General features: G+C 55.4%; 1 protein-coding gene. It reads left to right on the top strand.

Annotated features, from left to right (window positions below; all coding sequences use genetic code 11):
• Positions 1-51 precede the first annotated feature (51 nt).
• The coding region (locus tag ABFY71_RS18900; RefSeq protein ID WP_347947418.1) for a hypothetical protein at positions 52-267 on the top strand (216 nt) is incomplete at its 3' end.

Genomic DNA, 267 nt, shown 5'->3' with positions numbered 1-267 from the left:
ACTGCTAAGATTGCTGTGCATGAGCTTGTGCACGCTGCTACAGTACGTGCAATGAACTCTGCTGTACCTGAGGCTGTCGCTGCAAGAGAAACCTTGCAGAAGCTGGGGCAGGAGCTTCTGGAGCGTTCGGACCTGCCTAAGAATCTGCGCTACTTCGCTAACTCCCCAGAGGAGATGCTGGCTGGGTTGGCTGATAGTAAGCACTGGGTGGACTACCTGAACTCTGTACAGACCGGGGACAAGACCCTGCTGCGCCGTATTGGTGAG

Origin of the sequence: Devosia alba, assembly GCF_039938915.1 — a bacterium.
Lineage (GTDB): Bacteria > Pseudomonadota > Alphaproteobacteria > Rhizobiales > Devosiaceae > Devosia > Devosia alba.
The sequence above is the reverse complement of the archived record's forward strand: the minus strand, read 5'-3'. Positions and strand labels throughout refer to the sequence as shown.